Origin of the sequence: Xanthomonas sp. BRIP62415, assembly GCF_003993515.1 — a bacterium.
Lineage (GTDB): Bacteria > Pseudomonadota > Gammaproteobacteria > Xanthomonadales > Xanthomonadaceae > Xanthomonas > Xanthomonas euroxanthea.
On the sequence record NZ_QEZH01000024.1, the window covers coordinates 31,842 to 58,457 of the forward strand.

Consider the following 26,616-nt stretch of genomic DNA (forward strand, 5'->3'; position numbering starts at 1 on the left):
GAGGCTGGCGTTCCTTCGCACTTGGATCGACCGATGATTCCGTTGAAACATCTCGGGCGTGTACTTCGTCCAGGCCTGATGCTGCCGTTCCTGCTGTTGGCAGGCTGCAGTTCGGCCATTCTCAATCCGAAAGGCCAGATCGGCCACGACGAGAAGCAGCTGCTGATCACCTCGGTCGTGCTGATGCTGATCGTGGTCATCCCGGTGATCGTGATGACGATTGCGTTCGCGTGGAAGTACCGCGCGTCCAACACGAAGGCGCGCTACGAGCCGGACTGGTCGCACTCCACCGCCATCGAAGTGGTGGTGTGGTCGATCCCGTGCGTGATCATCCTGGTGCTGGCGGTGCTGACCTGGCGCTCCTCGCACGCGCTGGACCCGTACCGGCCGCTGGATTCGGACGTCAAGCCGATCACCATCGAAGCGGTGTCGCTGGACTGGAAGTGGATGTTCATCTACCCGGACCAGAACATCGCCACGGTCAACGAAATCGCCTTCCCGGTGCATACGCCGCTGAACTTCAAGATCACCTCCGACACGGTGATGAATTCGTTCTTCATCCCGCACCTGGGCACGATGATCTACGCGATGGCCGGCATGGAAACCAAGCTGCATCTGGTGGCCAACGAGCCGGGCGAATACTTCGGCCTGTCGACCAACTACAGCGGTCACGGTTTCTCGAAGATGAGCTTCAAGGCGCATGCCGTCGATCAGGCCGGCTTCGATGCATGGGTGGCCAAGGTCAAGGCATCGCCGACCGCGTTGAACGCCGCCGAGTACCAGGTGCTGGCAGCCAACCGCAACGACAAGGAACAGTATCCGGTCACCTACTACTCGTCGGTGCAGGACGGCATGTTCCGCTCGCTCGTCGACAAATACATGAATGGTCCGGGCCATAACAAAGGCCATGGCGACCATCAGGCAGCGGCTGCAGAGCCGGTTGCCATGTGCACTTCTGGAGACAAGTGATGCTAGGCAAACTTACGATCGAGGCGGTTCCGTACCACGAGCCGATCATCATGGTCGCACTCGGTGGTGCAGGCCTGCTCGGCCTGCTCATCGCGGGCGCCATCACCAAGTACAAGCTGTGGGGCTACCTGTGGAACGAGTGGTTCACCTCGGTGGACCACAAGCGCATCGGCGTGATGTACATCATCGTGGCGCTGGTCATGTTGCTGCGCGGCTTCGCCGATGCGGCGATGATGCGCACCCAGCAGGCGTTGGCAGGTAACGGCGGCGAAGGCGTGCTGCCGCCGCATCACTACGACCAGATCTTCACCGCGCACGGCGTGATCATGATCTTCTTCATGGCCATGCCGTTCATGACCGGCCTGTTGAACCTGATCGTGCCGCTGCAGATCGGTGCGCGCGACGTGGCGTTCCCGTTCCTGAACTCGCTGAGCTTCTGGCTGTTCGTGGCCGGTGCGGCGCTGATCAACATCTCGCTGGGTGTCGGCGAATTCGCCCAGACCGGCTGGCTGGCGTATCCGCCGTTGTCGGGGCTGGAATACAGTCCGGGGGTCGGCGTCGACTACTACATCTGGGCGCTGCAGGTCTCAGGCCTGGGCACCTTGCTGACCGGCATCAACTTCTTCGTGACGATCATGCGGATGCGCGCGCCGGGCATGACCCTGATGCGCATGCCGATCTTCACCTGGACCGCGCTGATCACCAACATCCTGATCATCGCCGCATTCCCGATCCTGACCGTGGCGCTGGCGCTGCTGGGTGCCGACCGTTACCTGGGCACGCACTTCTTCACCAATGACGGTGGCGGCAACGCCATGATGTACGTCAACCTGATCTGGATCTGGGGTCACCCGGAAGTCTATATCCTGATCCTGCCGGCGTTCGGCATCTTCTCCGAGTTGATCGCCACCTACAGCCGCAAGCGCCTGTTCGGCTATACCTCGATGGTCTACGCCACCTCGTGCATCGGCGTGCTGTCGTTCGTGGTGTGGTTGCACCACTTCTTCACCATGGGCTCGGGTGCCAACGTCAATGCCTTCTTCGGCATCACGACGATGATCATCTCGATCCCGACCGGCGTGAAGATCTTCAACTGGCTGTTCACCATGTTCCGCGGTCGTGTGCACATGACCTCGCCGGTGCTGTGGACGATCGGCTTCATCATCACCTTCACCATCGGCGGCATGACCGGCGTGATGCTGGCGATCCCGGCAGTGGACTTCGTGCTGCACAACAGCCTGTTCCTGATCGCGCACTTCCATAACGTGATCATCGGCGGCGTGGTGTTCGGCTACCTGGCCGGCCTGACCTACTGGTTCCCGAAGGCGTTCGGCTTCAAGCTCAACGAGAAGATCGGCAAGGCCTCGTTCTGGTGCTGGATCATCGGCTTCTTCGTGGCCTTCATGCCGCTGTACGTGCTCGGCTTCATGGGCATGACCCGTCGCATGAACACCTACAACCACCCCGAGTGGGCGCCGTGGCTGTATGTCGCCGCGGCGGGTGCTGCGATCATCGGCCTGGGTATCTTCCTGAATCTGGTGCAGATCGGTTACAGCGTGTGGAAGCGCAAGGAGCACATGGACCACACGGGCGATCCGTGGGATGGTCGGACGCTGGAGTGGGCCACTTCCTCGCCGCCGCCGTTCTACAACTTCGCCGTGCTGCCGCACATCGACGACCGCGATCAGTTCTGGGCCGACAAGCAGAACGGCAAGGGCTGGGTGCGTCCGTCCAAGTACGAGGCCATCCACATGCCACGCAACACTGGTGCAGGCGTGTATATCGGCGCCTTCAGCGTGCTGATGGGCTTCGGTCTGATCTGGCACATCTGGTGGCTGGCCATCGTCGGCCTGGTCGGCATGATCGGCAGCTTCATCGCCCGTACCTTCGATGACGACATCGATTACTGGGTGCCGGCCGACGAAGTGGAGCGTATCGAAAACGCGCGCTTTGCCCTGCTCGAACAGCAACATGCGGCGCAGGCCGCGAAGGTGGTATGACCATGTCTTCCTCGACCACGCTAGACCACGCCGCCCACGCGGGCGGCCACGACGACCACGAACATCACGATGCCGGTGGCAACACCGTCTTCGGGTTCTGGGTCTACCTGATGAGCGACTGCCTGCTGTTCGCCGGTCTGTTCGCCACCTATGCGGTGCTCTCCGGCGCCACGGTGGACGGACCGACCGCCAAGGAGCTGTTCGACCTGAAGTTCGTGCTGGTGGAAACCTTCCTGCTGTTGTTCAGCAGCCTGAGCTTCGGCGTTGCGATGATTTCCGCGCACAAGCGCAACATGACCGGGCTGTACGCCTGGCTGGGCGTCACCGCGCTGCTGGGCATCGGCTTTCTGTGCATGGAAGTCTGGGAGTTCAACCATCTGATCCACGAAGGGGCGGGTCCGGGACGCAGCGCGTTCCTGTCGGCCTTCTTCACCCTGGTGGGGACGCACGGCCTGCACGTGGCTTCCGGCCTGTTGTGGATGGCAGTGCTGGTGATCCAGATCTCCAAGAACGGCCTGACCCCGCGCAACAGCACGCGTCTGGCCTGCCTGAGCCTGTTCTGGCATTTCCTGGACATCATCTGGATCGGTGTGTTCACCGTCGTCTACCTGCTGGGAGCGCTGTAATGGCCAATCACCACGCGCATGAAACCGCTGCCGACGCACATGCCGGCGGCCTGAAGTCCTACCTGATCGGCTTTGTGATGGCCGTGATCCTCACCGTCATCCCGTTTGCGATGGTGATGAGTGGAGCGTTCTCCAAGGGTGTCACCGTCATCGTGATCTCGCTGATGGCCGCGGTGCAGATGCTGGTGCACATGGTGTACTTCCTGCACATGGACCGCTCGCCCGAGCAGCGTTCCAACGTGCAGGTGGGCCTGTTCTCGCTGCTGATCATCGGCATCGTGATCGTGGGTTCGCTGTGGGTGCTGCACAACATGAACGTCAACATGATGCATTGAGACGGCATGGCGCCCGATCCGGGCACGCCGGATCGACGCATACCGGACAGAACGAAGCCGCCAGGTCACTGGCGGCTTTTTTTTTGCGTGCGAATCGCTGCGCAGCATGACCTATGGCATACGGGGGAAGCGCAGGCAGGCGCTTAGCATCGTGGGCTTGCCTGTTCCAGGTCCCTGCGGAGTTGCGATGAAGATCCCCACCTTGTTGTCCGTGTCGCTGCTGGCGGCACTGTCGTTGCCTGCGGCCGCACAAACCGCTGCGCCGCAGGACGTGCCGTTCGACGGCACCTTGAAGATCGACGTCGATGCCACCGATCTGGCCCACCGCATCTTCAAGGTCAAAACCACCATGCCGGCCAAGCCCGGCCCGATGACGCTGCTGTATCCGCAGTGGATTCCCGGCAATCACTCGCCGACCGGGCCGATCGACAAGCTGGCCGGTCTGGTGATCAAGGTCGATGGCAAGGTGGTGCCGTGGAAGCGCGACCAGTTCGATGTGTACGCCTTCACCGTGGACGTGCCCCAGGGCGCCACCGAGCTGGTGGCCGAGTTCAAGTTTCTCTCGCCGCAGGCCCCCAACCAGGGCCGGGTGATGATGACCCCGGAGATGCTCAACCTGCAGTGGAACACCACGGCGCTGTATCCGGCCGGCGTGTTCGCACGCAACATCAAGGCCCAGGCCAGCGTCACCTTGCCAGCCGGCTGGAGCTATGCCACGGCACTGGAAACCGACCGCCGCGTCGGCGACACGGTGACCTTCAAGCCGATCGATTTCGACGACCTGGTCGATTCGCCGATGTTCGCCGGCAAGTACTACAAGCGCGTGGAGCTGAGCGCCGGCAAGCAGCCGGTCTACCTCAACGTGTTCGCCGACGAAGCCAAGTCGCTGGAGGCCAAGCCCGAGCAGATCAAGGCGCATGCAGCGCTGGTGCAGCAGATGGACAAGCTCTACGGCGCGCGCCATTTCGATCATTACGAATTCCTGCTGGCGCTGACCAAGAAACTGGGTGGCATCGGCCTGGAGCATCACCGCTCCAGCGAAAACAGCGGCGTGCCGACGTACTTCACCGAGTGGGACAAGAGCTGGACCGGGCGCGATCTGCTCGCGCACGAGTTCAACCACTCCTGGAACGGCAAGTACCGTCGCGGTGCCGACCTGGCCACGCCAAACTTCAATGTGCCGATGGGCGACAGCCTGCTGTGGCTGTACGAGGGCCAGACCCAGTTCTGGGGCGAAGTGATGGCCGCGCGTTCGGGCCTTTGGACGCAGGACCAGGCGCGCGAGATGCTGGCCGGCGTGGCGGCGAGCTATGAGCGCGGGCGCCCCGGCATGGCCTGGCGCACCGTGCAGGACACCACCAACGACCCGACCATGTCGATGCGCCGGCCCAAGGCGTACCGCAGCTATCAGATGAGCGAGGACTACTATTCCGGCGGCCAGATGATGTGGCTGGAAGTGGACAGCAAGTTGCGCGCGCTGACCAACAACAAGCGCTCCATCGACGATTTCGGCAAGGCGTTCTTCGGCATGAACAACGGCGACTGGGACGTCAACCCGTACACCTTCGACGACATCGTCGCCACGCTCAACGCCATTGCCGCCTATGACTGGGCCAGCCTGTTGCGCAGCCGCATGGACGGGCATGGCTCGTTGAACGGGGGCATCGAGGCCAATGGCTGGAAGCTGGTCTACAACGACGAGCCCAATCTGGCCACCAAGGCCGACGAGAGCGACGACAAGGACGCCAACCTAGCCTATTCGCTTGGCGTGTCCTTGAAGGCCTCTGGCGACATCGGTGATGTGCTCTGGGACGGCCCGGCCTTCAATGCCGGCCTGATCGCCGGCAACACCATCGTGGCGGTCAACGGCCGCGCCTTCAGCAGCGAGGTGATCAAGGACGCGATCAAGGCGGCCAAGGGCACCACCGCGCCGATCGAACTGCTGGTCAAGCGCCTGGACCGCTACGACACCGTGCGCATCGATTACCACGGCGGCCTGCTGTATCCGCATCTGGAACGTATCCCCGGCAAGCCGGATCGCCTGAGCGAGTTGTACAAGCCGCGCTGAGCGGCGATTGCCTGCCAGCAGCCATTCGAGCAAGCAGTGGCAAAACCTGGCGCTGCATGACCGGTTGCGATCGATCATGCAGTGCCAGGCGCCGGTCTTCGTCGGTACCGATGCCGGTGCCGACCGATCGAGAGACAGCGCGCCAGCCGACTGGTCCGCTCATCAATGCGGCCAGGTGAGAACGCCGCCGCAGGAACGGGTGCTTGCATCCCTTCCTGCGGCGGCGTCAGCTGTCCGATTCCCGATTCCCGATTCCCGATTCCCGACTCCCGATTCCCGACTCTCGAGCCAGCGTCGCGCATCCTGAGACCGACGCCGACTATCCTGTCGCTCCGGAAGCGATGGGTTAACTGACGATGGCGAAGGCGAAAACGGCCTATGTCTGCGGCGAGTGCGGCGCCGAATACAACAAGTGGCAGGGGCAGTGCACCGAATGCGGGGTCTGGAACACGCTCAGCGAGATCGTGCTCGAAAGCGCCACGCCCGGCGGCAAGGCCTCGCCTGCGGCCTCGCGGCGTAGCGGCTGGGCCGGCAAGGCCGAGGCGCCCAAGATCACCGCGCTCAAGGATGTGCAGCAGTCCGAGCAGGCGCGTGTGTCCACGGGCATCGGCGAGTTCGATCGGGTACTGGGGGGCGGGCTGGTCGAAGGCGCGGTGGTGCTGATCGGTGGCGACCCCGGCATCGGCAAGTCGACATTGTTGCTGCAGGCGCTGGCGAGCATGGCCAGCACGCTGCCGGTGCTGTACGTGACCGGTGAGGAATCGCTGGCGCAGGTGGCCGGGCGCGCGGTGCGGCTGGATCTGCCGCTGGAAGGCTTGAATGCGCTGGCCGAAACCGGCATCGAAAACATCCTGCAGCATGCCAGCGTGGCGCGGCCGAAGCTGATCGTGGCCGACTCGGTCCAGACGCTGTGGACCGAGTCGCTGACCGCGGCGCCGGGCTCGGTCAGCCAGGTGCGCGAGAGCGCGGCGCGGCTGGTGCGCTATGCCAAGGAGACCGGCACCGCCGTGTTCCTGGTTGGTCATGTGACCAAGGAGGGCGGCATCGCCGGCCCGCGCGTGCTGGAACACATGGTCGATGCGGTGCTGTACTTCGAAGGCGAGAGCGGTAGCCGGTTTCGCCTGCTGCGCGCGTTCAAGAACCGCTTCGGGGCGGTCAACGAGCTGGGCGTGTTCGCGATGGGCGAGAAGGGCCTCAAGGAGGTCTCCAATCCGTCGGCGATCTTCCTGTCCGGCGGCAGCACCCAGCAGCCGGGCAGCTGCGTGATGGTCACCCGCGAAGGCACCCGGCCGCTGATGGTGGAGGTGCAGGCACTGGTGGACGCCTCGCCGCTGTCCAATCCGCGGCGCGTGGCGGTGGGGCTGGAGCAGAACCGGCTGGCGATGCTGCTGGCGGTGCTGCATCGCCATGGCGGCATCGTGGTGGGCGACCAGGACGTGTTCGTCAATGTGGTCGGCGGCATCCGCGTGCAGGAAACCGCTGCCGATCTGCCGGTGCTGCTGGCAGTGCTGTCCTCGCTGCGCGACCGGCCGCTGTCGGAGAAGACGATTGCCTTTGGCGAAGTGGGGCTGTCGGGCGAGATCCGGCCGGTGCCCAACGGCGAGGACCGTCTGAAAGAAGCCGCCACCCACGGCTTCAAGCGCGCGATCGTGCCCAAGGCCAACGCGCCCAAGGTTGCCAGCATCAAGGGCATGGAGATCGTCGCGGTGGAGCGGCTGAGCCAGGCGCTGGAAGCGGCGGCCGAGTGATGCCGGCGGGGGATGGGAGCGCGCGTGCGCAGGGCATCGCGCTGCACGCGGTGAGCTGATCGCGCGCCCCGGTGCAGGGCTGCACACATTGCGCGCGCGATGCCGGAGTTGCATCAGTGAGGTTGTCGGGTTGGCCGCCGGCAACTGCGGCGACCGTTGGTCGGCCAGCAGTCGCGAGATGCCGCCAGCCGGTAAGAAACCGTTTTCAGCAGAGGGCGGCTATGGCAACATGCGCGGCCCGTTGCACGGTGCACCGGATCACAGACAGCGCCCACTGCGCGTCACCAGGAGAACACGATGGAATGGATGTTGTTGCCACTCAAGCGCTACGCCGACTTCAATGGCCGCTCGCGCCGCAAGGAATATTGGATGTTCATGCTGCTGCAGGCGATCGTCCTGCTGGTATTGGGCGGCTTGTTCGGCATCGCGGCGGCAGTGATGGGCGGCGAGAACGGTCCCGGCGCACTGGCATGGCTGGTGCTTGCCATCATGGGGATCTTCGTACTGGCACTGATCGTGCCGAGCATTGCGGTGACCGTGCGTCGCCTGCATGACCAGGGCAAGTCCGGCTGGTTCTATCTGATCAGCCTGGTGCCCTACGTCGGTGGCTTCATCGTGCTGGTCTTCATGTGCCTGGAAGGCACGCCCGGCCCGAACGAGTACGGCGAGAATCCCAAGCAGTAACCGGGTGCAATTCCTGATCGAACAATGGCGCGGGGAGTCCTCCGCGCCATTGTCGTTTCTGGAGAGCCGGCCGGCTCAGGCTGTCGAAGGGCACGCACCTGTTCGAGTGCGGCACTTGGTGCGATGGGGGCATTTTGAGCTGCCCGCAAAAACGTAACCGTCTTGCCAGGGCGTGGGAAGCGGTCGAGCGGCAATAGGGCAGGGGCCTGCTCGTGTGTTCACTACATGATTGAACTACCAGGTGGACAGGTTTTCCGCCCGGCGTGGCAGCAGGCGAAAAGCAGTCCAGCCAATGCCCGACCAGATCAACGCATCACAGCGGACGGCTCACTGCACTGCAGGCGCCGATGGCATGCAGCAAGCGCGGCTCGCCGCCGTTCGCCGCGCTGCCGCTGTTGCGAGCCCGCGTTGGTCAACAGGCCGCGGCGTGATGGGCGGTGCTGGGGCTGATGGCCTTGCTGGGCGCGTGCTTGTCGGGCGTAGCAAGTTCCAGCTTGTAGCCATGCGAATACACGGTTCTGATGCGCACCACGCCGCTGTGATTGCATAGCTGCAGCTTCTTGCGCAGCTTGTAGATGTGCTGCTCCATCGTGCGGTCGGTGAACTCGGTGTGGCTACCCCACACCGCCTTGGCCAACTGGCAGCGGCGGAAACATACGCCGGGGCTGGAAAACAACAGCCAGGCGATCGAGAACTCGCGTGCGGTCAGCACGATCGGCTTGCCGTGCAGGTACACGGTATTTTCGTCGCGAATCAGGTGGTAGGGACCAACACTCAGCTGCTGGCTCTCGGAGCACGCCTCGGCCACCGGCGAAAGCGCCAATGCCGCGCGTACATGCAGTTCGTGGGAATTGAACGGCAGGGCGAGCACATCGTGTGCGCCGGCGCGGTACCAGGCCAGAATGTCGTGCGCACAGTCGAAACGCCCCAGCACGATCAGCGGCGTGGGATGACCGCTGTGGCAGCGTTGCCAGGCCAGCAGCGAGCTGTCGTCCGACGCGACGCAGGTCGCGTCGAAGACCAGCAGCTCGCAGGGGGAATGCCGCAGCGAGCGCAGGAGTTCGAGTTCGTCGGAAAACACCGCAAAACTCGGGGCCAGCGGTGCAAGGCTCGCATTGACCTGCGATGCCAGACGCGCGTCCTGCGTCAACAGGAAAGCCGATCCTTGCTTGCCGGTAGGGTTGCCGTGCATCAGCCGGCCTTCCCATGTCTGCCCACGTACCAGTCATGTGCTGGATGCCTGTTATGGACAGCAGGCGCCAATACAAAACCCACATGTATAGATAAGTGCATCGCCATCGCCTTCGGCTGCCAGGGGATCCGGCCTGAGGCCGGACGAATGGTATGTACCATTGCGGAGCCAGAAAGTTTCACTGCTGCGTACTTTTCTTCGGCTTCGGGCGGGCCGGCTTTAACGTACGCTCATTTAGGCGCAACGCAGCTCTTACATCCAGGGCATGCGTTGACGGCGACTAACAAAATTCCGACATCGCGCGGTACGCGGGCCGATGGTTCCGGCGGAAAACAATACGCACGATCGCCAGGTCGTTGAATGCAATGCCAGGTCTATACCACGGTATTGCGATTTGCACGTGCGCGAAGCGCGCATGGAATATGTGGGCCATCGGTTGATGTCATGGAACGCGGCAGCATTGGTTTGAAGTGCATCCTTCATTTACTGAAATACCTTGCACGCGGCCATCGCCGCGACATGCCAGGACAATGGTCCAGCTGCGCACGGGCTCAGGTGCTCGAATGGCCGACGATTGCTTTTTTGGCTGGCGTCCTGTCTTCAATACGGCTTCGCATGGCGCGGAATGTCCTATGCACGCATGCGGTGGCGGTATGCAAAAAGTGCCCTTTATCTGCACGCCGCTTAACTGGTTCGCCGACAGACAGAGTGAGGATTTTTGATTTTCTTAGTGCCTTGGAGTGAGAAATTCCATTGGATCCGCTGCATACAATCGTTTGCGCCAGCCAGACCGGCGCATTGTTGTTTTTGCTCGTCCCCCTATGAGAGAGCCCGGCATGATCCTTTCTACCTACTTCGCGGCAATCTCTGCGTTGTCGTACGCAGACCGTCTTCCTATCTATACAAGCAGGATGCTGGTTGGTGCCTGGCCGCAAGGTCTGCAACATCTTCAACAACGCCGCGACGGCCAGGCCGCCCCGGATGGTGCAGAGGATGAAGTCAGCCTGCTCGGTGCCAGCGGCGATGCATTGTTGATCCTCGAATACCAGGAGGAGGCCGAAGATGCCTACCGCCACGCCTTGAAGGCGATGCGCGGGCATCAGCGCCAACTGCGGCTGCTGTCCTGCCGCAACACCGCCTGGTTGATGCTGAGCCAGCGCCGCCTGAGCGCTGCATTGAATTGCTTCGCACAGCTGGCGATGGACCGCGAAACGCCGCCCTGCCTATGCGGGGAGAGTCTGCTGGGCAAGGCGCTGACCCACTTCCATCTGGGCCAGAGCACGCTGGCGCTGCAGACGCTGGAGCGTGCCAACGAAGCGCTGGGGGAACTGGACAACGGCGCAACCGAGTGGCAGCGCATCGCCAACGCGCTGCGTCTGGACATGATCGCGCAGCTGCGCATCCGGCGTGCCGACCGGATGAGCGACCACGTGTTCTGGCAGGCCACGCTGCGCCAGGAGGATGCGGCGCATGCGTTCGAGCCCAACGAGTTGCGCGCCTGCATCGCCGACCTGGCCGAGAGCATGCCGGTGCTCGCCCAGCGCATGCGCCACGTGCGCAACCTGCTGCGCATTGCCGGTGGCGATACCTTCGGTTTCGATGCGCAGATCGATGCGCTGCCGGCCGCCGCCACCGGGTGCCCGCCATGCGCCCGGCAGGATGCGCAGGTGGAACTGGCGCTTGCCGCATTGGCGGTGGGGCGCGCGGATCTGGCAGAGCGCGCCCTGGCCGGTGCCGGACGTCACCACGCGCCGCGCTGGAATCTGGAGTTCGAGTATTGCCAGGCCAAGATCAGCCAGGCGCTGGGCAAGACCGAGCAGGCGCTGTTGCTGTACAACCGGTACGCGCTGGGCGCGGTACAGTGCCTGCGCAGCGAGGTGCAGGCGCCGCGGCTACTGGAAAGCGGCACGCCGGCACATGTCAGCGACGACATCTCCGCGCGGCTGCCGGCCAAGTATCGGCGCGCCTACGCCTACATGATCACCAATGCGCACCGTTCGGACCTGTCCATCAACGAGGTGGCCGCGCAGATCGGCGTGACCGGGCGCGCCTTGCAGCAGGCGTTCAAGTCCGCCACCGGGCTGTCGCCGACCCAGGTGCTGCGGCGTTACCGGATGCAGAGCATCCGCGACGAACTGTTGGCCGAAGGCGGCTGCGGCAGCGTGCTGCAGGCGGCGAGCCGCTGGGGCGTGGGCAGCCGGTCGGCCTTGGCCAAGGGCTATCGCCAGCATTTCAATGAGGCGCCGATGGAAACCTTGCAGCGGTAAGCCGTTGCGCGCCACGGCCATGCGTCGACGCAGGCCGTGGCGCGTCGTTTCTGCAAGGGGGGCGCTGCCGTGGCGGCCGCGCGCCGGCCACGCGCGAGACGCCGTCATAGTGTGACGTGCGTGCGTGTGGGGCGGCTTGCGGCTATCCTGTGCGGCTAGCACTGCCACCCAGGAAGGCGCGTCCGAGGATGGGCGTGGCCGCCAAGGAAACGACGAACGATCATGCAAGATCACACCTCCGAGGCGACGGACGCCTCCCAGATCCGCCGCGCAGGCGTCGATCTCAACGGATTGATGTCCGTTCTCAGCAAGCATCTGTATTCCACGCCGGTGGTCGCGCTGCGCGAGCTGGTGCAGAACGCGCACGACTCGATCCTGCGGCGCCGCTTGGAACAACCCGACTGGCAAGGCCAATCGCGTATCGAAGTGCATGCCGATGCTGCCCAGGGCATCGTGCGCATCGTCGATACCGGCGCCGGGCTGACCCAGCAGGAAATCCACGATTATCTGGCCACCGTCGGCGTGGGGTATACGCGTGGCCTGCGTCAGGGCGGGCATGAGGACAGCGGCCTGATCGGCATGTTCGGGCTGGGCTTTCTGTCGGCCTTCGTGCTGGCGCGCCGCGTCACCGTGCGCACCACCTCCTACCAGAGCCCGACGCTGGGGCATTGCTATATCTCCAGCAATGCCGAGCAATACACGGTGAGTCCGATCCCGGCACGTACCCAGGTCGGAACGGAAGTGGTGCTGGAGCTGCACGAGGACTATCTGCCGTTGGCCCAGGAAGCACGGCTGCGCGAGATCCTGTCGCGTTATTGCGCGCTGTTGCGCGAGCCGATCTGGATCGGCGGCGATACCCAGGCGATCAATCCCGAACCGCCCCCGTGGCGCATGCACGATGCGGTGCCGTTGCATCCGGTGCAGGCCTGGCGGCGTCAACGCGAGTTTGCCGCGCGTTTCGAGCGCAACTTCGAGCCCTTGTGCTGCATGCCGGTGCGCGCGGAGGAGGGCAGCGATGCTGTCGGCCTGCTGTGGGTGCAGGACGGAGCCACCTACGGCACCAGCGACAACCGCAACCTGTCGGTGTTCCTGCGCGGCATGCTGCTGGACGACAACGCGCGCGAACTGCTGCCACCCTGGGCGGGCTTTATCGGGGGCGTGATCGAGTCCAATCGCTTGACGCCCACCGCCAGCCGCGAAGATCTGCAACGCGATTCCACCTACACGGCCGTGCAGCACGCGCTGTCCGAAGCGCTGGTGCAAGGCCTGGCCGATGTGGCGCGCCAGCAGCCGGAAGCCTGGCGGCGCATCCTGCTGCGGCACAACGAGGCATTGCTGGGCGCGGCGCTGTGCGACGAGCGTTTGTTCGCGCTGCTGATGGAGCACGTGCGGGTGCCGACCTCGCAGGGCGACCTGCCCGCGCAGCAGTTGCCGGCGCGTGGCGCGGTACATGTGATCCTGGACAGCGACAGCGGTTTCGAGGAAATGCTGTTCCGCGCGATGGGCGTGCCGGTGGCCTACGGAAACCGCTATGCGGTGGTGCCGTTCCTGCGCCGCTGGGCGCAGGCCAAGGGCGTGCGCCTGGTCGAGCTGGGCACCGAGCAGGGCAACCGGCAGTTGTTCCAGCTGGATACGTTGCCGGCCGACGAACTGGCCTGGCTGGAACAGCACCTGGGCGATGGCGAGGCGCTGGTGCCGGCACGCTTCAGCCCCGAGGCGTTGCCGCTGGTGGTGGTGCCCGACCGCGAGGCCGAACTCAAACGCCGGCTGGAGCAGGACGAGAACGACAAGCGCGTGTCCACCGCCGCGTTGCGGCTGGCCCGGCAGTTCACGGCGGGGATCCAGGCGCGGCAGACCCAGCGGCTGTATCTGAATCTCGACAACCCGGCCTTGCAGGCACTGCTGGCGGCGCAGCGCGCCGGCAATCCGCAGGCGGCGGTGGCGGCGCGGTTGCTGCGCTCACTCAAGGTGATCGTGTCGACGCAGGGGCGCAGCCAGCCGCAGCCGGGTGCCAACGCATCGGGCGGATCGGATTTGAACCGGGCCTTTGGCGATCTTGCCGAGGCCGTGACCCAACTGCTGGCGCGCTGAGCGCCGCATCGAAGGAGCAACACGATGGAAATCTGGAACTGGGTGGAGAAGCTGCAGGACGATCTGGGCGAAGCCGGGCAGCCGCAGAATGCGCAGCTGCTGACACGCCTGACCGACCATATCTGCGATCTGCAGATCGAACGCGCCGAAGCGCTGTTGCCCGAGGCGCGTGCGCTGGGCAAGACGCTGGCCAATCCGTGGCTGGAGGTGTTCGTCGGGCATTGGGAAATGCGCAACCGCGTCGGCAATCTCTGCGAAGGCGAGCGTGCGCTCAGCGACGCGGTGGCGTTGTTCGAACGCGCGCATCGCGCCGATGCGGTGGAGTGCCCGCAGTCGGTGTGCGTGACCCAGGACCTGGCCGCCTGCTACGCCAATATCGACGGTCCGGGCTGGGTGGAAGAGCGCATCGAGGTGTGCGAGGAAACGCTGGGCCGCATCGATCCGAGCTGGTCGTGCTACCAGTGCCTGAGCTGCGAAAAAGCCGATGCCCTGCTCGACGATGGACGCGGCGAGGCGGCACTGAGTTATCTGGAGCAGCAGTCGCAGACCATCGTTGCGCATGGCGGGCAGATCTACGACGGCGTGCCGGACATGCGCATCTCGATCCTGCTCTCGCTGGGTCGCGCGCAAGAGGCGCTGGCGCTGATCGAACAGCGCGAACGCGAAGCCGCGCGCGAAGGGGCCGAATGGGCCAACTGCAGTCAGCCGCGGCGCCTGCAGAAAGCCCGTGCCTTGGCAATGTTGAATCGCGACGACGAAGCACTGGAAGCCTTTCTGCCGTGGCGCGAGGTTGCGCCGCGCTACCGCCTGCACTGGTTGCGTGCGGTGGTGGTGCTGGTATCGCGCCAGCCCGAGCGCAACACCTGGGATCTGGGCAGCCGCCTGCAGGTGATGCTCGATCATTACGCGCAGGTGGGTGCGCATCGCATCCTGATCGAAGCGGCCGAGATGGCGATCGCGCTGGCGTTGCAGCGTGGTGCGGTGTGGACCGCGCGCCGGCACCTGGCGCTTGCGCGTGCGCATGTGCCCAAGTTGCGCCAGGACCGTGGCGCCACGCAACTGCTGGACGGCCTGGCTGCGCGCATCGAGGCCGCACCGGCGGGCGAGCCGGCACCGGTGCCCGCTGAGCAGTTGCTGCAGTGGCTGGATGCACAAGCCGAAGACGTGGCGCGGAATCCCGAGCGCGAGGCGCAGTGGTTGCTGCAGGCAGTGGCCGAGCGTCCCGACGACGCCGAGTTGGTGGACACCACTGCGTCGGCACTGAGCGCGTGTGCGGCCGACGACGAGGCGATCGCGCTGCTGTGGGCATTCGTGCAGCGGCATGCCGACCGCGAGACCAGCCCGACCTTCCGGCTGATGAACCTGTTGCTGGGCCGCGGCGACGAAGCCGGCCTGCGGCGGCTGGCGCAGCTGTATCGCCCGCTGGTGCCGGTGGCGGCGCTGTGGTGCGAGGCGCAGCTGGCCCAGCGGCTGGCCGATTGGCCGGCGCTGGAGCAGGCCTGCACCGCGTTGCTGGAATTGTCGCCGGGCTCGCATGGCGCGCGCGGCTTGCTGGGGCGCATGTATCTCAACACCGGCCGCTTCGCCGAAGCCGCCGAGGTGTATCGCCAGCTGACCGAGTTGATGGAGGAGCCGCGCTCCGCACATTGGGACCACATGACCGCGGCCAGCGCGGCGCAGCAGTGGGACGCGGTGCGCGCCTCGGCGCTGGCGCTCGGCATGGAGCTGAGCGGCACCAGTGGCGTGGTCGAAGAAACCTGGGGGTGGGTGATCGTGCGTTGCGTGGACGACGGCGAGGTAGCCGAGTACTACGCACGGCGCACCGGCCCGGTCACCGCGCGTATCGTCGAAAATGCACCGGCACATCGGCGCCAGCATGTCGGCGATTGGGTGGTGTTCGACGCGGAGTTGCTGTATCCGCCACCGGACGACGAGGCCGAGCGCGAGCGGTTCGTGCCGACCTATGCGCAGGTGCATGTGCTGGAGCCAGGCGGTTACGGCAGCAGCTGGCTGGTGGATGGCGTGCATCCTGGCGAGGAGGCGATCGAGGCCTTGCGGCAGGACGTCGAAGCGCGCGGCTGGAAGCTGTGGTTGCATAGCCGCGATGACTATCGCGTGGTCGATCCGGCACACGCGGATGCTTTCGACCCGGAAGATGCAAGCACGGGTCTGCCGGGCGTGCTGTTCACCGTGGCGCTGCCGGAAGCGGCGGCGCCGCTGGAACTGCATCGCGTCCTGCTGGCCGCAACCGCGCAGTGGGCGCACCCGATGTGCTGGCTGCGCCTGGCCGAGGCCTGCGATCAGGACCCGCGCCCGCATCTGGAGGCGGTGGAGCGCTACGGGCTGTAGGGCGGCGATCAGGCTCGTCGCGCAGCGGCTGCTGGTGTGGTCGCCGCTGCTGCCGGGATTGGGGAGTGGGCATTCGGGATTGGCATGCGTGGTTTGCATGCCAACTGCTGGTATGGCGTCAGCAATGGTGACGCTCTCGAGGACGTGCAGCGCAGCGAGCCCTTGGCTTTTGTTTCCGCAACCGACAACAACCGGTGGTGCTTGCGCGCGTACCGGTGTGGGACCTTGAGCGGCATGGATGCCGCGCCAGAGCCTACACGGACGTACTTGCGGCGTGTCCCACGCCGGTACGCGTGCAAGCGCCCGCCGTAGACCGAAGCTTCTACGGAGCACTGGCAGATCTCATGCGCAGGGTTGGTCGGTGTGCGGAGTCGGTTGGCGGCGCGGCGCCGCATCCGGTGTCGGGACACGCCGCAAGTACGTCCATGTAGGCTCGGTGGCGGCATCCATGCCGCCACACGGTCCCGCCCCCGGACGCGGCACCACGCTCCCAATATGGCTAGTGCTGATCGGCGAGCACTGCTTTCAGGCAGCCATCGTGCCTGCGGAGTTGGCGCTTCATGTCGTTGAGATCGCCTCAACATTTGATCTTTGCAGTGGCAGCTGAAGACTCGATCCGAGCCACGACCACTCAACCAAGCAGTGCTTTTCCTTCCGTAACCGATAGCAACCGGTGGTGCTTGCGCGCGTGCCGGTGTGGGACCTTGAGCGGCATGGATGCCGCGCCAGAGCCTACATGGACGTACTTGCGGCGTGTCCCACGCCGGTACGCGTGCAAGCCCCCGCAGCAGACCGAAGCATTCGCATGGAAACAACAGATGCGGTGCGCACGATTGATCGGTATGCGGAGTCGGTCGGCAACGCGGCGCCGCATCCGGTGTCGGGACACGCCGCAAGTACGTCCATGTAGGCTCGGTGGCGGCATTCATGCCGCCACACGGTCCCGCCCCCGGACGCGGCACCATGCTCCCGGTATCGCTAGCGCCGATCGGCAAGCGATGGCTTCAGTACGAACAGCAGGCTGAACCCGCAGTGGCGTGACTTGGCGCGTGCATGCGGCGCCGGGCGTGGGCAAACCGGCCTGCCGGTACATCGAGCGTGTCCGCTGCCATGGGAGGGGCGTTGCGATCGGTCCGGGCCGGCGTCAGGCTGTCTTCCCACAAGTTGGACCACCTTCGCGCAGCGGTCGGTAACCGCATCACGGCCGGTCCGGCGGCAGTCTGTAACCGGGCGCCGTCGCGCCGAGAGCAGGGGGGCGGGCCGGCGGCAAGCGCATCTGTCCAGGCGTGGTCGCGCTCACGTTCGCGGCGTGCGCGGCAATGTCAAACTCCGTACGGATCTTCCTCTGACCGCTACAGGTTCGTCGCTGGTTGCCGAAACTGAATTGCTTTACTCTGCAGCGCTTCGGCGTGGGGGCGCCGCGCCAGTCAGGGGGGCGCAATCGCCCCGCATGCCCAGCCTTCTCTCTTCTAACTCTTGGCGGGTGATCTCATGGTGGCATTGCAGCAGCGCTCGATCGATGCGATTCGTGGCCAGGAAGCTGCGTTGTTGGCGGCATGGCTGGGCTCCAGCCTGGGCAGCGATGGACGCATTTCCCGACAGGACGTCGAAACCCAGAGCGCGGATTTCCTGCACCTGCTGGTCGCCTCCCTGAAGGACGGTGGCAGCAGCCTGGACAGCGCCGACTGGAGCGAGGTGCGTCGCTTCCTGGAAAACCTGTCGCGCGATCGCGCCACCCGTGGCTTTGATTCGCAGGAAACCGCCAATTTCATCTTCTCGCTGAAGCGGGTGCTGTTTGCGCTGGTGCAGCGCGAATACGCCGACACGCGGGAGGATCTGGGCCAGCAGCTGTGGGCGCTGTCCGAGCTGCTGGACCGTCTGGGCCTGTACACCGTCAAGGCGTTCCAGAAGACCCGCGAAGACATCATCGTGCGCCAGCAGGAAGAAATGCTGGAGCTGTCCACCCCGGTGGTCAAGCTGTGGGACGGTGTACTGGCACTGCCGATGATCGGCACGCTGGATTCGCAGCGCACCCAGGTGGTGATGGAGTCGCTGCTGCAGCGCATCGTCGATACCGGCTCGGAAATCGCCATCATCGACATCACCGGGGTGCCCACCGTGGACACCCTGGTCGCGCAGCACCTGCTCAAGACCGTCACCGCGATCCGCCTGATGGGTGCCGATGCCATCATCAGCGGCGTGCGCCCGCAGATCGCGCAGACCATCGTGCATCTGGGGCTGGACCTGCAGGGCATCGTCACCAAGGCCAATCTGTCCGATGCGCTGGCGCTGGCGCTCAAGCGCATCGGCGTGACCGTGAACAAGGCGGGCTGACATGGAGCGCATCCCGATCCTGCGGATGGGCGACCTGCTGCTGGTCACCATCCAGGTGGACATGCACGATCAATTGGCGATGACGCTGCAGGAGGACCTGTCGGAAAAGATCAGCGCCACCTCCGCGCGTGGCGTGCTGATCGACATTTCCGCACTGGACATCGTCGACTCCTTCATCGGCCGCATGATCAGCACCATCTCCGGGCTGGCGGCGATCATGGATGCCAGGACCGTGGTGGTGGGCATGCAGCCGGCCGTGGCGATCACGCTGGTCGAGCTGGGGCTGACCCTGCCATCGGTGCGCACCGCGCTCGATGTCGAACGCGGCATGCGCCTGCTGCTGCAGCCCGATCGCACTTCATGACGACCGGTTCGCAATCGGTGCGTACCGAACAGGACGTCGTGCTGGCCCGGCAGACGGTGCGCAAGCTGGTGGTGCAGTGCGGCCTGCGTCTGGTCGACCAGACCAAGCTGGTCACCGCAGCCAGCGAACTGGCGCGCAACACCGTGATCTATGGCGGTGGCGGCGAGATGGATTGGGCCCTGGTGGAAAGCGGCATCCGCAAGGGCGTGCAGCTGACCTTCCGCGACGAAGGTCCCGGCATTCCCGACCTGGACCTGGCGCTCACCGATGGCTGGACCTCCGGCAGCGGGCTGGGACTGGGCCTGTCCGGCAGCCGGCGGCTGGTGGATGACTTCGTCCTGGATACCGCAGCCGGCAAGGGCACGCGCATCACCATCACCAAATGGAAGTGACGCTCGCCGGCGAGGTCACGCGCGCGTTTCGTGTCGACGAAATCAGCCAGGTCGGGCAGGCACGTCGCGAAGCAACGGTTTTGGCACAGACGCTGGGTTTCGACGAGGCCGCCTGCGGCCGCGTGGCACTGGTGGCCACCGAGCTGGCCACCAACATGGTCAAGCATGGGCGTGGCGGCTGCCTGCAGTTGTCCACGGTGGCCACACGCCAGGGCATGGGCGTGGAGATCTGCGCCATCGACGGCGGGCCGGGCTTCGCACTCGTGGACGGCCTGCGCGATGGCTATTCCACCGCCGGGACGCCGGGCACCGGGCTGGGCGCGATCCAGCGCCAGGCGCAGGTGCTGGACGCGTATTCCGATGCCAAGGGCGCGGTGGTGATGGCACGGCTGTTTGCGCAGCAACGCGCCGAACTGGACCTGCCGTACGGCGCGATCCGCCTGCCGCTGCACAACGAAACGGTGTGCGGTGATGCCTGGCATCTGACCGTTGGCGAGCAGCGCGTGACCGTCACCGTGATCGATGGCCTGGGCCACGGTCCAGGCGCCGCCGACGCTGCCGATGCCGGCACGCGCGCTGCAGCCGCGGCCAGCGGCGAGCCCGGCGAGCGCATCGCGCAGCTGCATGCGGGCATGTCCGGCACCCGCGGCGGCGCGGCGGCGGTGATGCAATTCGACAGCAGCACCGGCCGGGTACGCTTTGCCGGCGTGGGCAATATCGTCGCGTCGCTGTGCGATGGCGACGGCGTGCGTGGCATGCCCTCGCATCCGGGCATCGTCGGGGTGCAGTTCCGCAAGGCGCAGCCGTTCGATTTTCCGGACGCCGCCGGCAAACTGCTGGTCATGCACAGTGATGGTCTGCAATCACGCTGGAGCCTGCGCGATCATCCGGGTCTGCTGTCGCGCCATCCGCGCCTGATTGCGGCCGTGCTGCTGCGCGATTACACGCGGGGCCGCGACGATTGCGGCGTGTTCGTCATGCGGCTGGGAGGCCTGCAATGAATGCTTCCGGTGAGACATCGCCCATCGATCCGCTGGCCGAACTGGACGCGCTGCGGCAGCAGAACCAGGCCCTGCGCGAAGAATTGGAAGAAACCAACCAGGGCGTGCTGGCGCTGTATGCCGAGCTCGATCAGCAGGCTGAGCAGCTGCGCGACGTGTCCGAGCTCAAGAGCCGCTTCCTGTCCTACATGAGCCACGAGTTCCGCACCCCGCTCAGCTCGATCCTGAGCATCACGCGGCTGCTCGAGGACGGCATGGACGGGCCGCTCACTGCCGAGCAGTCCAAGCAGGTGCGCTTTGTCAGCGCCTCTGCGCGCGAACTCACCGAGATGGTCGACGACCTGCTGGATCTGGCCAAGATCGAAGCCGGGCGCATCACCATCTCGCCGGGCTGGTTCGATCTGATGGACCTGTTTGCGGCCTTGCGCGGCATGTTCCGCCCGCTCACCGATGTCAGCAGCACCACCTTGATCTTCGAGGATCCGCCGGTACTGCCGATGCTCTATACCGACGACAAGAAGCTGGCGCAGATCCTGCGCAACTTCATTTCCAACGCGCTCAAGTTCACCCCGCAAGGTCATGTGCGCGTGTTCGCGCAGCTGGAAGGCGAGAGCCATGTGCGCTTCGGCGTGCAGGACACCGGCATCGGCATCCCGGCCGAGCTTCACGACGCCTTGTTCGAGGATTTTGTACAGGTGGATTCACCGTTGCAGAAACGCCTCACCGGCACCGGTCTGGGGCTGTCGATCTGCAAGCGTTTCGCCGAGCTGCTGGGCGGCAGGGTGGGAATCAACAGCGTGGTCGGGCAGGGCTCGGAGTTTTTCGTGGTGCTGCCGGTCACGCTGGCAGCGGAGGATGCACTTGGGCAGTAAGCCACACATTCTGGTTGTCGACGATAACGCGGTGACGCGTTATTCGGTGCGGCGCGTACTCGAACACCATCAGTTCGTGGTCGAAGAAGCCGGCACCGGCACCGACGGCCTGGCCAGGCTGGCCGAGCAGGCGTTTGCTGCGGTGGTGCTGGACGTCAATCTGCCGGACATGAGCGGCTTCGACATCGTGCGCACGCTACGCGCCGAGCCGCGCACCGCGTTGCTGCCGGTGGTGCATGTGTCGGCCGCCTCGATCGCCACCGGCGACATGATCACCGGCCTGGAAGCCGGCGCCGATGCCTACCTGATTCACCCGGTCGACCCCAGCGTGCTGGTCGCCACGTTGCGCACCTTGTTGCGCGCGCGCCAGGCCGAGGACGCCTTGCGCATCAGCGAGGCCCGCTTCCGCGAGATCTTCGAGCACATCAGCGCACCGATTGCGGTTGTCGACGCCAGGCTGCACACGCATGAAGCCAATGCCGCGTTCCAGCGCCTGATCGGCACCGCCACACCCGGCGAGGCACTGGCCGTGCCCGGCGTGGACCAGGCCGCCACCGTGCACGCGCTGATCGACGCGCTGGCGCAGCGCGAGCGCTGGAGCGGTGCCTTGTCGATCCTGCGCGAGGGCAAGGTGTGCGAAACCGAGTGGCGCGTGTCGCCGTATCGCGAACCGGACCTGGGCCTGCTGCTGGTCGAGGATGTCACCGAACAGCGCATGCGCGAGCGCGAGCAGCGCCAGGAACTGGATACCGCCACCACCGAGCTGGCCCACCAGATCGCCGAGCGCCAGCGCACCGAGATCCAGTTGCTGCAGGCACAGAAGATGGAAGCGCTGGGCAAGCTCACCGGCGGCATCGCGCACGACTTCAACAACCTGCTGACCAGCATCATTTCCGGCCTGGACATGATCCAGCTGGCGGTCGAGTCCAATCGCATCGAGCGTGTGCCGCGGCTGGCCGAGATCGCCACCGGCTCGGCGCATCGCGCTGCCGCGCTGACCCAGCGCATGCTCGCCTTCGCACGCAAGCAATCGCTGGATGCGCAGGCCTTCGACATCAACGCACGCGTGCGCTCGCTGGAAGACATGCTGCACCGCTCGATCGGCGAGAACATCGTGCTGGAGCTGGACCTGGCGGACACGCCGCTGGTGGCGGTGGCCGATGCCAACCAGCTCGAAAACGTGGTGCTCAATCTGGTGATCAATGCGCGCGACGCGTTGAAGGGCAGGGGCACCATCCGCATCCAGAGCGCGGCCCATACCGCGCAGGGCGATCCGGAACTGGACGATGGCGAGTACGTGGCGGTGAACGTCATCGACAACGGCAGCGGCATCGAGCCGGCCATTCTCAACCAGGTCTTCGAGCCGTTCTTCACCACCAAGCCGATCGGCGAGGGCACCGGCCTGGGCTTGTCGATGACCTACGGCTTTGCGCGCCAGTCCGGCGGCACCGCACGCATCACCAGCACGGTGGGGCGCGGTACCACGGTGGCCTTGCTGCTGCCGCGCGGCCTCACTGCCAGCGCATTGCCGCCGGCACCGGTACCGAATTCGCCCCGTACCCGCAGCGAGCGCATCTTGCTGGTGGACGACACCGACGTGGTGCGCATGATGGTGAGCGAGGTGCTCAGCGACGCCGGCTACCACGTGGTCGAAGCCGAAGACGCCAACGGCGCGCTGGATCAATTGCGTGCCGGCGTGGAGATCGATCTGGTGGTGTCCGATGTCGGCCTGCCCGGCATGAACGGGCGCGACATGGCAGACGTGGCGCGCGCGCTGCGGCCTGGCCTGCCGATCCTGTTCATCACCGGCTACGCCGAAAACGCCGCCACCCGCCAGGAATTTCTGGCCGACGGCATGGCGCTGCTGCCCAAGCCCTTCAGCCTCAACGATCTGTTGAACATGGTCGGGCAGATGCTCGACAGCAGCGTGCTGGCCGCCCGCGCCTGACGCGGGGGTCGCGCGCCTGGGGCCTGCTGCCGACGCCTGTCGATCGCATGACGATGGTGTGGCGACCCGCTTATGCGTTGAACACGCCACGGCGACCGTGGCTCTGCGGCGGCCGCCATGTGCGTGGCGGCACGCTTGCCATAGAGCTGCAACATTGCTGACATATCGTGCGCGCGGCGCCACGTCGCGCCTCCGGCCGGCATGTTCGATGCCGACGGATGTTGGTGGGGGAAACAAAACGTAGCGCGGCTGTCAGATGGCGCGGGTGGCGCAGAGGAACCGAGTGCCGGTGGTGCACCCGATTCCGAGCGCCGGCCGCGCGCGCCCGATGGCTGCGCAGTCATGTTGATCGCCGCTATTGCCCCTGTCTCACCCCTCGCGTCACCTACCCAAGGATCATCTCGCATGTCGTTGTCCTCGTCTGTCTCCGCGTCGCTGACGCCCGCCGCCACGCACGTAACCGCACCCCGTCGCGCCGCATTGCAGCGCACGCCGCTGGCGCGCGCCTGCGCCGGCCTGCTGCTCGCCTCGCTGGCGGCAGCGGCCGCTGCGCAGCAGGTGCCGGCGCGCCAGGGCGAGGGCAGCCCGACGGCGCTGGATGCAGTCACCGTCACTGCCGAGCACCGCGAGCAAAACCTGCAGGAGGTGCCGGTGTCGGTGGGCGTGGTGCAGGGTGCGGCAATGCGCGAGTTCACCGCCGGTGGCGACGACACGCTGCTGGCGCTGTCCGGCCGCGTGCCGGGCTTCTACGCCGAGACCACCACCGGGCGTATCTTCCCGCGCTTCTATATCCGCGGCCTGGGCAATATCGACTTCTACCTCGGCGCCTCGCAGCCGGTGTCCATCATCCAGGACGACGTGGTACTGGAACACGTGGTGCTCAAGTCCAACCCGGTCTACGACGTGGACCAGGTCGAAGTGCTGCGCGGCCCGCAGGGCACCTTGTTCGGCCGCAACACCACCGCCGGCATCGTCAAGTTCGACACGGTCAAGCCCGGCGAGACCTATACCGGCCGTGTCGACGCCAGCTACGGCAGTTACAACACGGTGTCACTGGATGGTGGCTTTGGCGGGCCGATCAACGACGTGCTGTCGTTCCGGGTGTCGGCGCTGTACCAGCACCGCGACGACTGGGTGGACAACACCTTCGCCGGCAGCAGTGCCGACGGGACGCGCACGCCGCGCAAGGATGCGATGGGCGGCTACAACGACCGCAATGCGCGCCTGCAGCTGCTGCTCAAGCCCAACGACGCATTCTCGCTGCTGGGCTCGGTGCATACGCGCGACTACGACGGCACCTCCACGTTGTTCCTGCGCAATGCAGTGACGCGCGGCAGCGACAAGGTCGACGTGCCGCGCGATCGCGTGGCCTATGACGAGGCACACGACAATCCGCAGGCGTATCAGACCGATGGCGGCTCGCTCAAGGCGATCTACGATTTCGGTGGCGTGTCGCTGACCTCCATCACCGCCTACGAAACCACCTCCGGCTATAGCCGTGGCGACACCGATGGCGGCGCGGCGTCGAACTACCCGGTCAACGGCGTGCCGAACGGCTTCGGCCAGTCGATGGGGCAGATCCGCGACCTGGATCAGTACACCCAAGAGCTGCGCCTGGCCAGCAAGGGCGACGACGCATTGCAGTGGCAGGTCGGCGCGTTCTACTTCGACGGGCGCGACACCACCGATTTCTATCAGCGTGCGTATTTCCTTCAGACCGCCGCGCGCAACCCCAACAACTGGGTGCGCCTGCGCAACACCAACACGTCCTGGGCCGGTTTCGGGCAGCTCAGCTACAAGGCCACCGACGCGCTCACCCTGACCGCCGGTCTGCGCCAGACCAAGGACACCAAGCAAACCCGCCTGCTCAAGACCGCCGATACCGCCGCTGGCGCGGTGACCTATCGCGGCCGTCGCGACGTGCGCCTGTCCGACACCCAGCCCAGCTGGGACCTCAGCGCGATGTATGAAATCAACCCCGCGCTGAGCGTCTACGCGCGCGTGGCACGCGGTTTCCGCGGCCCGACCATCCAGGGCCGCAGCGCGGTGTTCAATTCCGATTTCACCACTGCCGATTCGGAAACCATCCTGTCGTGGGAAGCGGGCATCAAGAGCAGCCTGTTCGACAATCGCCTGCGTCTGAATGTCAGCGGCTTCACCTACACGGTGGACGACATCCAGCTCAACGGCAACGATTCGGACGGCAACGGCGTGCTGTTCAATGCCGACAAGGCCAAGGCCTACGGCCTGGAAGCAGACTTGGACTGGCGCCCGATCTCCAACCTGTCGCTGACCGCCGGCCTGAGCCTGCTGCATAGCGAAATCCACGACGATCGCGTCTACGCGCAGGCCTGTGCGCTCAATGGCGTGGTGGTGTGCACGGTCAACGACCCGACCATCCGCGTCGGTGCCAACACCTTTGCGCAGATCGACGGCAACCCGCTGCCCAACGCGCCCAAGTACAACCTCAACCTGGCGGCGCGCTACGACATTCCGGTGGGCACCGATGGCGCGTTCTTCGTCTCCACCGACTGGAACAAACAGGGCGAAACCAGCTTCGTGCTGTACGACTCCACCGAGTTCCGCGCCGACGGCAATTTCGAAGGCGGCTTCAAGCTTGGCTACACCGGCGGCTACGGTGCATGGGAAGTGGCGGCGTTCGCGCGCAACATCACCAACGAGAAGAACGTCAAGGGCGTGATCGAAAACTACATGGCGGCGGTCTACAACGAGCCGCGCATCGTGGGTGTGTCGGTCAACGTCAACTGGCAGTAAGAGCGGTTGAACCAGTAGCGAGCGCTGCACGGTCATCTTGTCAGCCGCTCCCGGTTGCTGGTCGATCGACCGCATCACCGCGCATGTGTCGCAGTGATGCCAATCGTAGAACCAGGCCCGCTGCGTGCATCACGCAGCGGGTTTTTTTGTATCAACGGCTGCGCAATACCGACTGTACCCAGCTGACGATCTGCGCGCTGCTCACCGCACCGGAATGACGGCCCAGCTCACTGCCGCCGCGGATGACCAGCAAGGTCGGGATGCTGCGGATGCCAAAGCGCGTGCCCAGCGCCGGATGCAGATCGGTATCGACCTTGGCCAGCCGCACCTGCGGTTCGAGCATCGCCGCGGCGGCGGCAAAGTGCGGCGCCATGCTCAGGCACGGCCCGCACCACGGCGCCCAGAAATCCACCACCAATGGCAGCGCGCTGCGTACCGCATGCTTGTCGAAGTCGACCGCCGACAACGCCACCGGCGTGCCCAGGAACAATGGTTTATGGCAACTGCCGCAGTTGGGCGCATCGCGCAGACGCGCGTGTGCGACACGATTCATCGCCGCGCAGCTCGGGCAGGCGATCAGGAGCGGTGCGTCGGGCATCTG

Annotated in this window: 19 protein-coding genes; 17 read left to right on the plus strand and 2 right to left on the minus strand. The window is 65.4% G+C overall.

The annotated features are described in order from the left end of the window. Nucleotides 1-33: 33 nt before the first annotated feature. The 7 genes from cyoA (at nucleotide 34) to EO141_RS11505 (ending at nucleotide 8,430) form a co-directional block, all read left to right on the plus strand. Nucleotides 34-969 carry a ubiquinol oxidase subunit II gene (cyoA, locus tag EO141_RS11475; protein WP_104650267.1) on the plus strand — a complete coding sequence of 312 codons (936 nt, stop codon included), beginning with the start codon at nucleotides 34-36 and terminating at the stop codon, nucleotides 967-969. Then, complete coding sequence (gene cyoB, locus EO141_RS11480; protein ID WP_104582446.1) at nucleotides 969-2,969, plus strand: cytochrome o ubiquinol oxidase subunit I; 2,001 nt, start codon at nucleotides 969-971, stop codon at nucleotides 2,967-2,969. The genes cyoA and cyoB overlap by 1 nt, the downstream gene beginning before the upstream one ends. Next, entirely contained in the window at nucleotides 2,966-3,595 is a 630-nt protein-coding gene (cyoC, locus tag EO141_RS11485) for a cytochrome o ubiquinol oxidase subunit III (RefSeq protein WP_180496907.1), read from the plus strand. The genes cyoB and cyoC overlap by 4 nt, the downstream gene beginning before the upstream one ends. Then, nucleotides 3,595-3,930, plus strand: a complete 336-nt coding sequence (gene cyoD, locus EO141_RS11490) for a cytochrome o ubiquinol oxidase subunit IV (RefSeq protein ID WP_006450195.1) — start codon at nucleotides 3,595-3,597, stop codon at nucleotides 3,928-3,930. Before cyoC ends, cyoD begins: the two co-directional genes overlap by 1 nt. A 187-nt stretch (nucleotides 3,931-4,117) precedes the next feature. Then, nucleotides 4,118-5,998, plus strand: a complete 1,881-nt coding sequence (locus EO141_RS11495; RefSeq protein ID WP_164739175.1) for a tetratricopeptide repeat protein — start codon at nucleotides 4,118-4,120, stop codon at nucleotides 5,996-5,998. A 356-nt stretch (nucleotides 5,999-6,354) separates the two neighbouring features. Continuing rightward, nucleotides 6,355-7,746: a DNA repair protein RadA gene (gene radA, locus EO141_RS11500; protein WP_104650266.1), complete on the plus strand. Its 1,392-nt coding sequence runs from the start codon at nucleotides 6,355-6,357 to the stop codon at nucleotides 7,744-7,746. 297 nt (nucleotides 7,747-8,043) lie between these two features. Beyond that, nucleotides 8,044-8,430, plus strand: coding sequence for a DUF805 domain-containing protein (locus EO141_RS11505; protein WP_104582448.1), 387 nt, complete (start codon nucleotides 8,044-8,046; stop codon nucleotides 8,428-8,430). Between the two features lie 412 nt (nucleotides 8,431-8,842). On the opposite strand, the gene EO141_RS11510 is transcribed toward EO141_RS11505, so the two are convergent. Further along, nucleotides 8,843-9,622 carry a response regulator transcription factor gene (locus EO141_RS11510; RefSeq protein ID WP_127169252.1) on the minus strand — a complete coding sequence of 260 codons (780 nt, stop codon included), beginning with the start codon at nucleotides 9,620-9,622 and terminating at the stop codon, nucleotides 8,843-8,845. Nucleotides 9,623-10,533: 911 nt separating this feature from the next. Here EO141_RS11510 and EO141_RS11515 point away from each other — a divergent pair. The 10 genes from EO141_RS11515 to EO141_RS11560 all read left to right on the plus strand — a co-directional run bounded on the left by EO141_RS11515 (nucleotide 10,534) and on the right by EO141_RS11560 (nucleotide 26,015). Continuing rightward, a complete protein-coding gene (locus EO141_RS11515) occupies nucleotides 10,534-11,889 on the plus strand; it encodes a helix-turn-helix transcriptional regulator (RefSeq protein WP_180496996.1) in 1,356 nt (451 codons plus the stop codon). 222 nt (nucleotides 11,890-12,111) lie between these two features. After that, a complete protein-coding gene (locus tag EO141_RS11520) occupies nucleotides 12,112-13,980 on the plus strand; it encodes an ATP-binding protein (RefSeq protein WP_127169253.1) in 1,869 nt (622 codons plus the stop codon). Nucleotides 13,981-14,004: 24 nt separating this feature from the next. After that, nucleotides 14,005-16,329: a hypothetical protein gene (locus tag EO141_RS11525; protein WP_127169254.1), complete on the plus strand. Its 2,325-nt coding sequence runs from the start codon at nucleotides 14,005-14,007 to the stop codon at nucleotides 16,327-16,329. A gap of 1,491 nt (nucleotides 16,330-17,820) precedes the next feature. Further along, nucleotides 17,821-18,663, plus strand: coding sequence for an STAS domain-containing protein (locus EO141_RS11530; protein ID WP_127169255.1), 843 nt, complete (start codon nucleotides 17,821-17,823; stop codon nucleotides 18,661-18,663). A gap of 1 nt (nucleotide 18,664) precedes the next feature. Next, nucleotides 18,665-19,027 (plus strand): STAS domain-containing protein, encoded by a 363-nt coding sequence (locus tag EO141_RS11535; protein WP_104582454.1) that lies wholly within the window; start codon nucleotides 18,665-18,667, stop codon nucleotides 19,025-19,027. Then, nucleotides 19,024-19,419: an ATP-binding protein gene (locus EO141_RS11540; RefSeq protein ID WP_104538234.1), complete on the plus strand. Its 396-nt coding sequence runs from the start codon at nucleotides 19,024-19,026 to the stop codon at nucleotides 19,417-19,419. Before EO141_RS11535 ends, EO141_RS11540 begins: the two co-directional genes overlap by 4 nt. Then, nucleotides 19,410-20,420, plus strand: a complete 1,011-nt coding sequence (locus EO141_RS11545) for an ATP-binding protein (protein ID WP_127169256.1) — start codon at nucleotides 19,410-19,412, stop codon at nucleotides 20,418-20,420. Before EO141_RS11540 ends, EO141_RS11545 begins: the two co-directional genes overlap by 10 nt. Further along, nucleotides 20,417-21,292 carry an ATP-binding protein gene (locus EO141_RS11550; protein ID WP_104582456.1) on the plus strand — a complete coding sequence of 292 codons (876 nt, stop codon included), beginning with the start codon at nucleotides 20,417-20,419 and terminating at the stop codon, nucleotides 21,290-21,292. Before EO141_RS11545 ends, EO141_RS11550 begins: the two co-directional genes overlap by 4 nt. Continuing rightward, entirely contained in the window at nucleotides 21,282-23,240 is a 1,959-nt protein-coding gene (locus EO141_RS11555) for a response regulator (RefSeq protein WP_180496910.1), read from the plus strand. The genes EO141_RS11550 and EO141_RS11555 overlap by 11 nt, the downstream gene beginning before the upstream one ends. A 405-nt stretch (nucleotides 23,241-23,645) precedes the next feature. Continuing rightward, nucleotides 23,646-26,015: a TonB-dependent receptor gene (locus EO141_RS11560; RefSeq protein ID WP_127169257.1), complete on the plus strand. Its 2,370-nt coding sequence runs from the start codon at nucleotides 23,646-23,648 to the stop codon at nucleotides 26,013-26,015. Nucleotides 26,016-26,166: 151 nt separating this feature from the next. Here EO141_RS11560 and trxC read toward each other — a convergent pair whose 3' ends face one another. After that, nucleotides 26,167-26,613 carry a thioredoxin TrxC gene (trxC, locus tag EO141_RS11565; RefSeq protein ID WP_104582459.1) on the minus strand — a complete coding sequence of 149 codons (447 nt, stop codon included), beginning with the start codon at nucleotides 26,611-26,613 and terminating at the stop codon, nucleotides 26,167-26,169. Nucleotides 26,614-26,616 lie beyond the last annotated feature (3 nt).

Excerpts from the sequence above, each read along its gene's own strand:
- cyoA (WP_104650267.1), top strand. The coding sequence starts at position 34 with ATGATTCCGTTGAAACATCTCGGGCGTGTACTTCGTCCAGGCCTGATG.
- cyoB (WP_104582446.1), top strand. The coding sequence starts at position 969 with ATGCTAGGCAAACTTACGATCGAGGCGGTTCCGTACCACGAGCCGATC.
- cyoC (WP_180496907.1), top strand. The coding sequence starts at position 2,966 with ATGACCATGTCTTCCTCGACCACGCTAGACCACGCCGCCCACGCGGGC.
- cyoD (WP_006450195.1), top strand. The coding sequence starts at position 3,595 with ATGGCCAATCACCACGCGCATGAAACCGCTGCCGACGCACATGCCGGC.
- EO141_RS11495 (WP_164739175.1), top strand. The coding sequence starts at position 4,118 with ATGAAGATCCCCACCTTGTTGTCCGTGTCGCTGCTGGCGGCACTGTCG.
- radA (WP_104650266.1), top strand. The coding sequence starts at position 6,355 with ATGGCGAAGGCGAAAACGGCCTATGTCTGCGGCGAGTGCGGCGCCGAA.
- EO141_RS11505 (WP_104582448.1), top strand. The coding sequence starts at position 8,044 with ATGGAATGGATGTTGTTGCCACTCAAGCGCTACGCCGACTTCAATGGC.
- EO141_RS11510 (WP_127169252.1), bottom strand. The coding sequence starts at position 9,622 with ATGCACGGCAACCCTACCGGCAAGCAAGGATCGGCTTTCCTGTTGACG.
- EO141_RS11515 (WP_180496996.1), top strand. The coding sequence starts at position 10,534 with ATGCTGGTTGGTGCCTGGCCGCAAGGTCTGCAACATCTTCAACAACGC.
- EO141_RS11520 (WP_127169253.1), top strand. The coding sequence starts at position 12,112 with ATGCAAGATCACACCTCCGAGGCGACGGACGCCTCCCAGATCCGCCGC.
- EO141_RS11525 (WP_127169254.1), top strand. The coding sequence starts at position 14,005 with ATGGAAATCTGGAACTGGGTGGAGAAGCTGCAGGACGATCTGGGCGAA.
- EO141_RS11530 (WP_127169255.1), top strand. The coding sequence starts at position 17,821 with ATGGTGGCATTGCAGCAGCGCTCGATCGATGCGATTCGTGGCCAGGAA.
- EO141_RS11535 (WP_104582454.1), top strand. The coding sequence starts at position 18,665 with ATGGAGCGCATCCCGATCCTGCGGATGGGCGACCTGCTGCTGGTCACC.
- EO141_RS11540 (WP_104538234.1), top strand. The coding sequence starts at position 19,024 with ATGACGACCGGTTCGCAATCGGTGCGTACCGAACAGGACGTCGTGCTG.
- EO141_RS11545 (WP_127169256.1), top strand. The coding sequence starts at position 19,410 with ATGGAAGTGACGCTCGCCGGCGAGGTCACGCGCGCGTTTCGTGTCGAC.
- EO141_RS11550 (WP_104582456.1), top strand. The coding sequence starts at position 20,417 with ATGAATGCTTCCGGTGAGACATCGCCCATCGATCCGCTGGCCGAACTG.
- EO141_RS11560 (WP_127169257.1), top strand. The coding sequence starts at position 23,646 with ATGTCGTTGTCCTCGTCTGTCTCCGCGTCGCTGACGCCCGCCGCCACG.
- trxC (WP_104582459.1), bottom strand. The coding sequence starts at position 26,613 with ATGCCCGACGCACCGCTCCTGATCGCCTGCCCGAGCTGCGCGGCGATG.